8 protein-coding genes and 1 tRNA gene are annotated in these 12,850 nt (G+C 49.5%); 4 read left to right on the top strand and 5 right to left on the bottom strand.

Annotation, left to right across the window (positions count from 1 at the left end; genetic code table 11):
- Window positions 1-594 carry a gluconate 2-dehydrogenase subunit 3 family protein gene (locus tag CRP01_RS02180; protein WP_099148354.1) on the top strand — a complete coding sequence of 198 codons (594 nt, stop codon included), beginning with the start codon at window positions 1-3 and terminating at the stop codon, window positions 592-594.
- A 123-nt stretch (window positions 595-717) separates the two neighbouring features.
- On the opposite strand, the gene CRP01_RS02175 is transcribed toward CRP01_RS02180, so the two are convergent.
- A complete protein-coding gene (locus CRP01_RS02175) occupies window positions 718-2,187 on the bottom strand; it encodes an aldo/keto reductase (protein WP_099148353.1) in 1,470 nt (489 codons plus the stop codon).
- An 80-nt stretch (window positions 2,188-2,267) separates the two neighbouring features.
- Window positions 2,268-3,770 (bottom strand): APC family permease, encoded by a 1,503-nt coding sequence (locus CRP01_RS02170; RefSeq protein WP_099148352.1) that lies wholly within the window; start codon window positions 3,768-3,770, stop codon window positions 2,268-2,270.
- A gap of 301 nt (window positions 3,771-4,071) precedes the next feature.
- Between CRP01_RS02170 and CRP01_RS02165 the strand changes: the two genes are divergently transcribed.
- Both CRP01_RS02165 and CRP01_RS02160 read left to right on the top strand, forming a co-directional pair.
- Window positions 4,072-5,232: an ISAs1 family transposase gene (locus CRP01_RS02165; protein ID WP_099148351.1), complete on the top strand. Its 1,161-nt coding sequence runs from the start codon at window positions 4,072-4,074 to the stop codon at window positions 5,230-5,232.
- A gap of 507 nt (window positions 5,233-5,739) precedes the next feature.
- Window positions 5,740-6,975: a DUF763 domain-containing protein gene (locus tag CRP01_RS02160; RefSeq protein WP_099148350.1), complete on the top strand. Its 1,236-nt coding sequence runs from the start codon at window positions 5,740-5,742 to the stop codon at window positions 6,973-6,975.
- A gap of 47 nt (window positions 6,976-7,022) precedes the next feature.
- Here the strand turns inward: CRP01_RS02160 and CRP01_RS02155 are convergent, their stop codons facing one another.
- The gene (locus CRP01_RS02155; RefSeq protein ID WP_143473234.1) at window positions 7,023-7,838 is read right to left on the bottom strand and encodes a hypothetical protein; all 816 of its coding nucleotides are present in this window, start codon (window positions 7,836-7,838) and stop codon (window positions 7,023-7,025) included.
- Between the two features lie 672 nt (window positions 7,839-8,510).
- Between CRP01_RS02155 and CRP01_RS02150 the strand changes: the two genes are divergently transcribed.
- Window positions 8,511-9,884, top strand: a complete 1,374-nt coding sequence (locus tag CRP01_RS02150; RefSeq protein WP_099148348.1) for a DUF4236 domain-containing protein — start codon at window positions 8,511-8,513, stop codon at window positions 9,882-9,884.
- 327 nt (window positions 9,885-10,211) lie between these two features.
- Here the strand turns inward: CRP01_RS02150 and CRP01_RS02145 are convergent.
- Window positions 10,212-10,289: transfer RNA gene (locus tag CRP01_RS02145), tRNA-Pro, on the bottom strand.
- Between the two features lie 381 nt (window positions 10,290-10,670).
- Complete coding sequence (locus CRP01_RS02140; protein WP_099148347.1) at window positions 10,671-12,845, bottom strand: CotH kinase family protein; 2,175 nt, start codon at window positions 12,843-12,845, stop codon at window positions 10,671-10,673.
- Window positions 12,846-12,850: the final 5 nt, after the last annotated feature.

Here is a 12,850-nt window from a genome sequence, read left to right as displayed (position 1 = left end):
ATGAATCGCAGAACCGCACTCCGAAATACCGGGCTCCTCACCGGCGGTACCGCTCTGGCGCCCGCCTTACTGAGCCTGCTACAATCCTGTCAGTCCGAAAATCGTCTCGACTGGCAGCCACAGTTTTTCACCGAAGACGAAGCGCTGTTTGTGACCGCTTTCGCCGATACGCTGATCCCGCAAACGGACACGCCCGGCGCCCTGGATGTCAAGGTAGACCTCTTCCTGGATAAAGTCTTTGCCATGGCGTACGATGCCGAAAGCCAGGAGCAGGTCCGGGAAGATATTGCCGCTTTTAACGCCAAGGCCGCCGAAGCATACGGCGCTCCTTTTGCCGACCTCAGCGACGAAGATCGCGCCGCCGTATTCCGGGCCGCCGAAGCGGACTCGGGTAAGTTCAGGGGCCAGGTCTGGGGCACCGCCGTCGGAGAGCAGGAACCCATCGGTTTTTACCGCTCCCTGAAAATGATGGTGATCGGTGCTTACCTTTCCTCAGAAAAGATCGGCACGGAGGTACTCCGCTACGATCCGATCCCGGGCGGCTATGATGGCTGTATGCCGCTGGAATCCGGAGATAGAAAATGGAGTTTGTAAACCGGGAGAATTAGGCAGCGCATATAATGCAGCTGATATACAAGACGCGAAGTGGTTTGGTCCGGACGTGCTGGTTACCGTCAGGATGCTCAAACCGCTTCGCGTCTGTATACATCCATGAAGCTAATTCCCGCTATCCTGGTCCAATACCGCCTCCGCCTCCATCTCCACTAAATACCCGTCCCCCACCAGATCAGCCCTGACCAGCGTATTAGCCGGCTGAATACCCGCAAAACGTTGCCCGTGTGCTCTAGCTACCGCTTCCCAGTCCTCCAGCCGTTGTACAAAGATGCGGGTACGGACCACATCCTCTAATTGCCCACCCAGCGACTGGATGGCCCCGGCAATCTTATCGATCACAAAGTGCGTCTGGGCGGCCGGATCATTACCGCCGATCAGCCGGTCCCCGTGGGTAGCCGTGGTGCCTGAAACCAGGATGCGATTGCCGACGCGGACGGCCCGGCTGAATCCGGCCAGATCTTCCCAAACGGTGCCGCTGAGGGCCTTTTGCCGTCCGGAATGGCTTTCCTGAACCGGATAGGGTGGTGGTAGTTTAGCAATATGATGACTCAGATCCCCGGAAGCGGTGAGAAAGGGTGGACGGCGATATTCATCACCGCAATGGCCGGGAATGGGATCCAATCGGTTCAGACTGGTCTGGATCTCTTTTCGATCTTCGTCGTCCAGCTGGAGCTGCAAGGTTCGTAGATTATTTTCAATATGCTGATGAAGTCCCAGGCGGGCACCGATAATGACACCACCGACCTCCGGCTGCTGCAACAGGTAGCCGGTGGCGACATTGGCGATGGATACCTGATGTTTTCGGGCTACCGCTTCCAGGGTCTTCAGCAGGGACTGAAAAACCTTCCAGCCGCCGGCTACATCGATGAAACGTTTGTATTTCATTTGCGACCAGGTAGTCATCTCATTTGCCGGGATTTCCGGTCGATCGATCCACTTTTCCGTAAGCAAGCCACCGGCCAGGGTGCCGAAGGCCAGGATCTTGATGCCGTGCTCCCGGCACACCTGCGTCATGGCTACGGCGGCCCGCTGATCGATCAGGGAGTAGGAGATCTGATTGGAAACAACCCGGATACCGCTGTGAATGACGAGGTTCAGATGAGCGGCATCAAAGTTAGTGAGACCCAGATGGCGGATCAGACCTTCTTCCCGTAATTCCTGCAACCAAAACAGATCATCCAGCCAGGCCGGATCGGCGTAATTCCAGGCGTGGTATTGGAGTAGATCGAGTTGTTCCATCTGCAGCCGATCCAGTGCGCGCTGGACGGCCTCCCGGACGGTCGCTTTGCTATGTCGGCCGGGAGTGGGGACCCATTTGGTCAATAGCTGTACCTGATCCGCACCGACTTCCTGCCGGAACTTCCCGGCAATGAGTTCGGCCGAGCCGTAATGGTCAGCCATATCGAAAGTACTGAGGCCGGCGGCCAGATAGGGGCGCATGTGTTGGGCCGTCTGCTCCAGATCGATCTGCCGACCATCGCGCTCCATGTCCGCGATCTGCCAGAGACCAGTAAGTATGCGGGAGATCTTTAGATCGGGGGCCAGGTTGGTATGGGTAGATATGGTAGTCATGGTTGTTGTTTTAATTTTTTGGTGGGAGAAGCCCCTTTGGTCGCGTTGCGCTTTCGGCCTAAGCCTCCGCAGATCCCGCTTTACTGATCGGGTAATTTCTTGAATGCGCTCTTTAAGGATTTTCCCGATCTTTTTAATTGCGTGATCTTTCTTAAGAAGATCAGTGAGCCGAGGGCCATGACGAGCAGCCAAACGTATGTGGCGTGGAAGTACCAGGCGGAGACATCGGCCTGTAAATCCTTGAAAGTATGCAGCACCAGGAACAGCGAAAGCAAGGCACTACCGCTGAGTCCGATCAGTAATTGTGTTTTTCTGGATTTAAACAGGCTGATCCTTGCGACCAGCGGCGGATTATAAGTCGGCAGGCGCAGTACGGTCAGGCACATGAGCAGGAAGTTGACGAGCATGGCCGTGACCATTATGTCGATGCCCAGGAAAAAGTCTCCGGCGAAGTGGCTGCCTAATATTCCGACCGTGGCCATGCCGCCGCTGATCAGGATCGCATTTACCGGCGTCTGGAAGCGGGGATGGACTCGGGCCACCCGCTTTGGAAAGACCCCGTCTTCGGACCAGGCAAACATCAGTCGGGAAACCGACAGCAACATCGCCGGCAAATCGTTGATCAGAGCGATGGTGGCTCCCAGGGTTATGGCTACGGTCCATCCGGGTGACAATACATAGCCCAATAATCCAGGGGCAGCAATATCTTTTTCCGCCGCTTCCGAAGCGACAAATTCCCAGGGAACGGCATGGTAGACGGCAGCGGTAAAGCAGAAATAGTAGAGACCAACGATACCGATGGCCAGGCCGATGGCCAATGGCAGGTTACGCTGCGGGTTCCGTGCCTCTCCGCCGGCCTGTGCAATGGAGTCAAAACCAATAAAACTGGCAAATAATAAGGCGGAAGCGGTCAGGAAAGTGGTAATAGATCCACTTTGGGAACCCGTGGGGATCGATCGTCCTTCCTGCAATAAAAGCCCGTTGGCAAAGTCGGCATGATCAAATGAAAAACCGGCCACGATCACAATGGCTCCCAGTCCGAACATGAGGAGCATTAAGGGGACCAGGGTTCGTTCGTAAAATCGCATGCCCAGAATATTGATCACCACAAAAGTCCAGAGCAGCAGGAGGGCCATGCCCACCCGGACAATTCCGGTCTCCAGCCAGGCCGCCCAAACCTCCCAGCCCATTGCCGAGCAGATGTCGCGAAAAAAGGGAATGATGATGTAAGCGATCACCCCAATGACGATCGATAGCCCAAACCATTGGGAAAAACTGGCCGCAAAACCCCAATAGGGATGTAAGCCCCGGCTGGCGTACAGATAACTTCCCCCGGCTCGCGGCATAGCCGTCGATAGGATCGCATAGGCCATAGCCGCCAGGACTGCCGGTAAGGCCGCCAGCAAAAAGGCCGGCAACACATTGGGACCGATACCGGGCACACTGCGCTGGATCATGAAGGGCACGACGTAGATCGACGCCCCCAGCATGGAGCAGATACCGGTGGCGGCCAGGCCGAGAAGCCCTAATCGGCGGCTGAGGCCGGGAGATGATTTGTCGGATACTGATGGTGTTAATGCCATAGACTCGGAAATGAACCGGTTAGAGGAAATGGATAGGCAGGTAAAAATAGAATAGGATAGGGGATTTTGTACTTGTGCGGGTTCATTAACTCTTATTTTTTAATGAATAGCGATTTAAAGTGGAGATGGAGTTAGGGCAATTGCATTAAATTCTCTCCGCTCTTTTTGATCGCAAAAAGAGCCAAAAACTCCGGCCAATCCTATGCCCAACACAAGGCTATCACCCCAGGGCTGTCGAATCTGAAAAAACTTATCTTTAGATTGTTGAAAATCAATATGCAACTGTCAAGAATAGAGCGCTATGCTTGAAGCAGTGGATTGCTCACAACTAAAGGAGTCTCACTTTATGAGTTGTTTTGGAGACCTTGAAGACACACGTGATCCAGTTCGGGTAAGATATCCGGTGCCGGAAATACTGTTCTTGGTGATTTGTAGCGTGGTAAGCGGTTATGAATCCAATCGAGGGATAGAAGATTTCGGCAAATTGAAATTGGATTGGTTACGTCATTACTTCCCATATAAACACGGTATACCTACTCACGAGACGATTGGCAACATCATAGGTTTGATAGATAAGCACGCCTTCGAGCTGGCCTTTCTAAGTTGGGTGGAATTAGAATTTGGTATGGCGGCTAGTCAGTTAATTCATATCGATGGAAAGCGAATTATTGGGAGTGTTGATAAAGAGCTTCAATATAAAGCACCTAGTCAGGGAGGAGATCATGCCGAGATGATTATGAATGCTTATGCTTCGGATACTAATCTGGTAGTAGCGCAGGTGAATGTAAGTGACACCTGGGATGAAAAGCGGGGAGCTAAGCAGATCATTGATCAGTTGCACCTCAAAGGTAAAACGATCACTGGAGATGGGAATTTTTGTGTTAAAGAGATTTTGCAACGCATCCGTAAAAAGCAAGGTCACTATTTGATGACCTTGAAGGGGAATCAGCCCATCTTACGTCACCTGGCAGAGCGCTACTTCGGACAGGTTTGGATTGAACGATCCACTTGTTATACAGAAGACAAAGGGCACGGCCGAATAGAAAAACGAACCTACCAGTGTATAGACGTCAGGTCATCTAAAGATGAAAAACTTAAAGAATATGAAGGATTATGCAAAATCGTTAAGGTCCGGCGTATTCGTAAAGTACTTCGCAAGAATAAGTCATCAGATGAAACCCATTACTACATCACCAGCTTAGACAAAAAAGTAGAAGACCTGGCTGGAATGATCAGAAGTCATTGGAGAATCGAAAATAACTTGCATTGGGTATTAGATGTGGAATTCCTAGAAGATGCCAGTCGTAAACGAACTGGCAATCAGGCTTCTAATTTCAGTCTGATCCGCAAGGTGGTGCTTAACTTGATCAATAAAAACCGAGGCAGTAAATCCCTCAAAGCTATCCGGATGGCTTGCGCCCTCTCGGATGAAGCAAGGCATAACATATTAGGGTTTCCTTGATTCGACAGCCCTGAGGCTATCACCCTCACCCACCGCATTGGCCGCTTCCCAGCCCGCCTAACCTCGACATTTTGTTCCAAAATAGGCCTGTTACCTGACTATTTTCTAGGTGTACATCCTAATTTTTCGAATTTGTTCATTTAATGCGATTGCCCTAGAGGTGGAGCATGCTGCGGGCCTTTTGAATCAACGGGGAAGTATACTGACATAACGAGTCACACTGCTGGACAAAAAGTGAAAGATGGGGCGACTTGGAGATGGGGAGATCGGGTGAGTCTCCTAATTTCCTAATCTGCCAGCTTTGGAACAGAATGTCCAGGTTTGGCGGGTTGGGAAGCGGCCAAAATAGTGGGCGTGGGTGCCGGCCCGTAAGGGTGGGAGGGATAATTTTGGCCGGCATTTTTGTTTTTTTGGGCGTAAAAAAGAAAAATTTAATGCAACAGCCCTAATGCAATTTCAATAATAATTTATTTTTTGTTTTATATTTGTAATTGAAAAACAAAAAATATGAATGCTCCCGCTCCCGGACGCCACCACGCCGATCTCCCGCTGCACTACGGCCGCGTACCCCCGTGGCTCGCCAATCGCATGGCCACCTTGGGCCGCGCCATTGTGGAAGCCATTGTGTTGGAATACGGTAAAGGAGAATTATTGCAGCGCTTGAGTGACCCACTGTGGTTCCAGTCCTTCGGCGCGGTACTGGGTATGGATTGGCATTCATCGGGCATTACCACTTCGGTAGTGGGTGCCCTGAAAAGAGCGATCAACCCCATTTCGAAAGAATTAGGACTCCACGTCTGCGGCGGCCGGGGCCGGCATTCGCGCAATACCCCCCGTGAACTACTACAGATCGCCGATCGCACCGGCCTGGACGGTGATCACCTGGTACTATGCAGTCGCCTTAGTGCCAAGGTGGACAATACGGCCATTCAGGACGGATTCAGTATTTACCTTCACGCTTTTGTGCTTTCGGACGAAGGCGAATGGACCGTGATCCAACAGGGCATGAACGATGCGACCGGCCTGGCCCGTCGTTATCATTGGCACAGTAAGGCCTTTAGCTCGTTCCTGGAAGACCCGCACACCTATATCCTGGGCATGAATCAGGGGCTGATCCTTAACCTTACCGATCAGCAGGCGGGCCAAACCCGACAGGGCATTCTGGATCTTGCCGGCCACCATCCCGTGAAAATGATCCAGGAGATCCGCCAGATCCAAATGCCCCGCCGCCACGATGTACTGGCGGAGGACATCGATCTGAAACGCCTGGGGAGTATCCTGGCTATGGCCTACGAGCAGGATCTGCAGGATTTTGAATCTTTACTGCTGCTACCGGGTTGCGGACCACGAACATTGCAGTCGCTTACATTGGTGAGCGAGGTGATCTACGGTACGCCTTCCCGTTTTACCGATCCGGCCCGTTATTCTTTTGCCCACGGTGGAAAAGATGGTAAGCCGTTTCCGGTGCCTACCAAAGTGTATGACCGCACGATAAACACCCTGCGCACCGCCGTTGACAAGGCCAAGATCGGCCATACCGATAAGCAAAAAGCTATTCGCAGCCTGCACGATACGGCCCGGCGACTGGAAGAGGGGTTTACTCCCAATGATTGCTTTGATCAGCTGATCGAACGGGAGTGGAAGGAATCGCATTTATTCGGCGGGAAGACGGTAATGACGGATCCGGGGCCGCGGCGCCGGAAGCGGGCGAAGGGCGATGAGCGGCAGTTGCGGTTGTTTTGAGAGAATTGGAATTTTCTGGAAGTACCAAAGATCAATGATTAGCCGATCTATTTCAGATGGTACACGGCGAAGGCCGCCCCGTTCAGGGGTTCCAGCCAGCGGATCGATTGATTATTATCAAGCGACCAGAAAAAGTCGCTGTACAGGTGATCCGCTGATTCATCTAGTTGGCCCTCGTCCAGATCATAGTAGCCAATCTTATAAAACGGGAACCGATCAAAGGACCGATAGATAGTTCCATCCTCCGCCCAGATCTGCCATCTCAGACTCAGGTAAAAATCATTGCCGTGGACCTGAATTTTGCCCAGGCGCCCTTGATTGGTTTGAAAGATCAGAATAGATCCGGAAGTAAGTAGGTTGTCCGGATCCCGGGGGCTGCCGTTGATCCGATTAGTAGTTAATAGCATACTGCGCGCATCTGCCGGCCCGACCTGCTGGTAAAAGGAAGCGGTTTGCGCCCAGGAAAAAAACTGTGGCTCAAAAGCACCGGCCTTGTCTTCTATCGCTTTTAATTCCAGTTTCCCACTTGCGCTTACCCTTAAACCTACCGACAACTCCTGATTATCTACTAGTACTTTCATGGGCAATACCGCTTCACGCAGATCCGATTGGCTGTAGGAAAAAAGGCCCGTTTCACAAGCCTCCGTACCACAACTGCTCCAAAGTTGCACCGAGAGCTGGTCTATTGCTCTTTGGGTAATGGTGATCCGGTCGATGCTACCGGCAAAGGCGTTGACGTTTTCCCAGTTTCCAATGTACCCGTACCAATTGGTTTGCGCGGGTGGGCTGATTTCCTTTTTGCAGGAGCTCAAAATGATCAGGAGGGTGATCATTAATCCGAATGTTAATAATGGTCTGCTCATGAGTTTTTACTTTGTTTTTCGGATGGAATCATGGGTTTATTTCGGGCTGGGGATAAGGTTGGGTTCCCCCAACTTAATTGCTGTAGATAGATTATGCAGATATTCACTCTACTGCAGCTTATTAAGGTATCAGCCTGTGGAGAATACAACCGGGAAATTGCGTTTCGGTTTTGGATGTGGTAATATTTACATTGGGTTTGAAGCTTTGGGATGTGGGTTTGATGACTAAATTTTGTGCCGGATCTTCTGGCTTTACTTTTCAATGTTTGATTGAAAAAGGAAGAGCACAGAGGAGAACAAAATATGAAGCCGTAGTTTTGAAACTACGGCCAGCGGGTAACTATTTGCTATGAGGAACGTAAGAATTAGATTAAGGCGCTCGAAAGTATTAGTTCTTAATGCTACTCAAATTTATAGTCCAACTTTAGCTTTTTTACAAAAAGATCACTATGGCAAATCTTTAAAAACGAGCAGTTGAAAAATTAGTGATAACGAATATTGAAAACATGTTTCCAAGTGAGCCTTATAGTTTATACCTAGTTCCTTATCTTAAATTTTAGGGACATCAGTAGGGCGCACAGCTGCACTAGTTTGCAAAACCATTAAATTGAGCTTACTGCTATGATTTAAATATCTAGATGAAATTCTTCTTTCTTTCTAAAATAATGTGATATGGGATTTTCATTCTACAGATCAAAACAATTAGGTCCATTTAAAATCAATGTTTCAACTTCAGGAGTAGGTTTTTCTTTTGGTATTAAGGGAGCTCGTATAAATTTTAGCCCAAGAGGAACTTTTGTTAATGTAGGAGCAAATGGAATTTATTACCGAAAGAAGATTAGCTCTTCCTCTAAGAATCAGGTAAGGAAAAAGCCAGAAGACGCCATACATGTAGATTACTCCCAAACTTATGATAATAAGTTCATCGGAACAATAAATTTTGAGGGATTAACCGATGTGGATTCAAGTGATATAGTTAGCGAAATTGAAAGAAAACGGAAGAAAGTTTCTATGTTGAAATGGATTGGGGTTGTTCCCGGCTCTTTGATTTTTTTTGCATTGTTATTTTCAAAAATCGAAGTAGAGCAAGAAAAAACTAGAAGCATAAGAATTCCCACAGCTCATATTACGGCAGAAAGGGCTAATATTAGAAACGGTGCAACCACTAATAGTAAGATTATAAGTAGAGCATATAAGGAAGACCGTTTTATGTACCTTTCTGAAGAAGCGAATTGGTTTAAAATAACTGGAGGAAGCCTTGATAGTGATACCGCATACATTCATAATTCTTTAATAACAAGGCGCGATTCAATAGCCCAAGAGAAATTCACCGAAATAGTCTCAGAACCCAGAATGAATGAAAATTTACTCTTTATAATGGCGCCATTGTTTTGTATAATTTTTTGTTTCCTTTCGCTATGGGATAAAAAGAGGAAGAGAGTGGAGGTTTATTATGCATTTGATGATCATACCGAAATTTTATACAATAACCTTATAGAGGGATTTAACGCGCTTTTTAGGAGTTACTCAATTTGGTATTATACTCATACATCTAAGACTCGCAATCAAAAGTATAATGCTGGTGCTCACACCCTTGTCACTAGGCATAAAATTTCGAGTAAATCAATAAATGGGAAACCTGCACCATTTTTTAAATGTAATGTATCGATCCCAACAATAAGGGTAGGAAATACCGAAATGTTCTTTTTTCCAGAAAGATTGATTTTGAAAAGAGGTAAAGAATTCGCAGGAGTAATGTACAAGAATTTGTTTGTTGAATCTAAATCAACTCGGTTTATCGAAAGTGAAAGGGTTGTAAGCGATGCAAAGATAGTAGACTATACATTTAAGTATGTGAATAAAGGAGGGGGGGCAGACAAAAGATTTAAAGATAACCCAAGAATACCGATATGTCTTTATTCTGAATATTCAATCAGCTCGAATAATGGTATTAATGAAATAATTGTCAGTTCAAAATTAGGTGCTATGGATCAAGCTATAGATGCAATCTGTGAGATCCAAAATTTTGAAGAAATTTTGAATTAAATATCACTTTTTTAGGAAATAATAAACATTTCAGGATGACTCACCTTGCAGACTTACCTTTCGCCATTCCCCATCCAAGCTCGGCTCATTGCAGAAACGACAGAAGGCCATCCTGACATTATCGTCAGGAAGACATTTACTAGCTTTAGTAGGAATGAGAGGATTTGCTTCGCCCCTCCTCAGGAGCGGGGAGGCCTCAAACCCGCAAAAGATCACGCCCTGTCGGGCTAGCCTTTTGACGTTTCTCTCACTCACCCGAGCGAGCTCGGCTCGTTCCCGAAACGTCAAAAGGCCGTCCCACTGTGTGGAACGACCTTTTGCTAGCTTTGGTCGGGATGAGAGGATTCGAACCTCCGGCCTCACGCCCCCCAGACGTGCACTCTAACCGGGCTGAGCTACATCCCGAATACTGAAAATTTACGATCGATTACCAAACTTTGGGGGCTGGTAAGAGTACCTGCGGTGCAGGTGTAGCGTAAATTTTCAAAACTTGGAGCGCAAATATAAGGCTTGTTTTTCGTCTAAGCAAGTTTTTGGCGATAAGTAAAACATCCTTTTTTGCGGGGGTAGTGGTTGGATGAAAACGCTATACATTGCTTCCACTATAGACTTGCCAAACTTTTGGTGCATGGGGCTGAAAAACAGGCCAATAACGTACCCTAGGCGTTACCCCTATTACTACCGGACCTTTTTACTTCACTACAAATAAACTCAAACCTTCGCGTCTTGGCGTCTTGGCGGTGATTTATCTTTTGTCCAGTAGTATAGTACCCGTCGTCACACTTCCTAGCGACTAACCAAAAACCTCCCCTGCCAGTTCCCCTCCTGCAAATAGACTTTGATGACGTACATCCCGGCCGGAAGCGTTTGCAGGGGCACGGTCTTTTCGTATGCACTTACGGGTAGGTCCCGAATTTTTTCCCCGGAGGGGCTGTATAGTTCGATCCTTTGGATGATCCGGCCCGATTCTACGTAGAGCAGATCCCGCGTGGGGTTGGGGAAAATGCGGACCTGCGCGGTTGTCGACGGCGTAGATACGTCGGTCGTGGTGATGTCCGGCATATTGGCGTCCAGCCAGGCGAGGCGCAGGTTGAGCCAGTCTTTCAGTTTAGTTACTTCCCCGGGGAAGGTGTTGGGAATGGCGTCCACTTCGGGAGCGCCGGTATTTTTTCCGAGGGTGGGATAAGTGTAGTAGTGCCGTTGTTGCGCGGTATCCACCAGGAGGGCAATGGAATCGATAAAGTGGTGGAGGTAGGCATCGCTCAGGTAGCTTTCGCGCAGTTGGCGGTAGCGATTGCCCAGTTGTTCCTGAAAACGCTCATCCTGCATTAGGCGCACCATCCAGCCGGCCGGACTCGGGCTTACACTACACGCACCATTGACCTGATAGGCCCAGCCCGAACCGTCGGTAGCGCGGAAGATGCTGCAATCGGCCAGGTTTTTGAAGGACCAGTCGAAATCCCAAACCGGGCCCGAATGGATCAGACCGCCGTCGCGGTTGCGGTGCTTGAAGAAAAAGCGGCTCTTTTTATAGGCATCCACATTGCGGGAGATCTCGCTGACGATAAAGTAGTCGATGAAGGACCCCACGTCCAGATAGTTGGCGTAGCCCGTGGTCGGATCGGCAAAATCATCGCCGTACAGCACAGACTCAAAGGTGTTGATGTAACTCTGGATGTATTGCTTTTGCTCCGGTTGTAGTTCTTCCGGTTTGGGGTCGTGGTAGACGAAGTGTACGTCGGCCCAGGGATTGTCTACCGGGTGGTAATTGCCCTGCCAGCTGTCTTCTGCATTGTAGTAATCAATTTTGAAAATGTAGCCACCCGTCAATTTATCGCCACTGATGTCATCTGCATCCAGTTTGGCTACCGGTATGCGGTTTTTGTCCCTTTTCAACTTCTCGGTGAACAGGTAGACGCCCCGGTACTGATCGTTGATAAAGACCTCGCAGTGTTTGAAGCGCGGTGCGTAGTGGCCCATCTGCTGGAAGATATGGAAGGCCAGCGCATTTCGGGAAAAGGCCTTGTCGTTATAATTGGTCAGCAGGATCCAGTCGTTCTCCTCCGGCATGTCCCAGAGCGGCACGTTATTGTTATCGCCCTGAGCGTCGCGGGTTTCCAGTCCGTAAGATTTTTGCGGGAAGGTCTGGGAGAAGCGTCCCCTGATCTCGATCCCGATAGGGCCGTCGTAGATCTGCGGGGTATCACTTTTCCGGTTGAAAGTGCCATTGTCCATGATGCGCATGCGGGCGGATACCTTGGGCTCGTCTACAATGTCCGCGCCGTTTTCGGTGTCGATCAGTACGATGGGCAGATTGGACGACTCGAAAGACAGCGGGGGTACAAACCAGTCCGGCGTTTCCCGGTAGGTAAAACTGCCGTCCGTGATCCCGGCCGATAAAAAGGCGCGGGCCGTCAGATCACTCGAACCGGAGGAGACATTGTGCACTTCGATGGCCAGTAGATTCGCTCCTTCGTTTAAGTACGGACCTAACGTATCCATTGATAGCACAAAATCGGTGGGGCGGCCGGTGCGGTACATCGTCGCCTCCCGGTCGGTCGGGGTATATTGATTATAAGCCGGCGGCGAACCGGTGATATTAGCGCGGGCCACTTCCCGGCCGTTGATGTAGGCGACGAAACCGTCATCGTAATCCATACCGAGCAGGAGCTGCTCGATCTTGGATAGCTCTACGATTGAAAAGGTCGTCCGCAGAAAAACGGCCGGCGTGATCATGATAACCGTATTATCGTCATTGTCACCGTAACCAAATCCTCCCGGACCGCTGGGCCACTGGCTGTCGTCAAAATCCGGCAGATTCCAGTCGCTACCCGGAGCGGAATTGGCGGTAGTGTATTTCCAGGTATCCGTTTCGTACACGATGGTTTCCCAGTGGTCGATAGACTGGGCGAAGAGGGGCAGGTTGAGCAGTAGACACAACAGTGGTAACAGGTATTTCATACAGG

Origin of the sequence: Flavilitoribacter nigricans DSM 23189 = NBRC 102662, from assembly GCF_002646595.1 — a bacterium.
GTDB lineage: Bacteria > Bacteroidota > Bacteroidia > Chitinophagales > Saprospiraceae > Flavilitoribacter > Flavilitoribacter nigricans.
This window is presented reverse-complemented; position numbering and strand designations above follow the sequence as displayed.

Bases quoted from the DNA above. Each gene is read 5' to 3' on its own strand.
- CRP01_RS02180 (WP_099148354.1), top strand. From the start codon at position 1: ATGAATCGCAGAACCGCACTCCGAAATACCGGGCTCCTCACCGGCGGT.
- CRP01_RS02175 (WP_099148353.1), bottom strand. From the start codon at position 2,187: ATGACTACCATATCTACCCATACCAACCTGGCCCCCGATCTAAAGATC.
- CRP01_RS02170 (WP_099148352.1), bottom strand. From the start codon at position 3,770: ATGGCATTAACACCATCAGTATCCGACAAATCATCTCCCGGCCTCAGC.
- CRP01_RS02165 (WP_099148351.1), top strand. From the start codon at position 4,072: ATGCTTGAAGCAGTGGATTGCTCACAACTAAAGGAGTCTCACTTTATG.
- CRP01_RS02160 (WP_099148350.1), top strand. From the start codon at position 5,740: ATGAATGCTCCCGCTCCCGGACGCCACCACGCCGATCTCCCGCTGCAC.
- CRP01_RS02155 (WP_143473234.1), bottom strand. From the start codon at position 7,838: ATGAGCAGACCATTATTAACATTCGGATTAATGATCACCCTCCTGATC.
- CRP01_RS02150 (WP_099148348.1), top strand. From the start codon at position 8,511: ATGGGATTTTCATTCTACAGATCAAAACAATTAGGTCCATTTAAAATC.
- CRP01_RS02140 (WP_099148347.1), bottom strand. From the start codon at position 12,845: ATGAAATACCTGTTACCACTGTTGTGTCTACTGCTCAACCTGCCCCTC.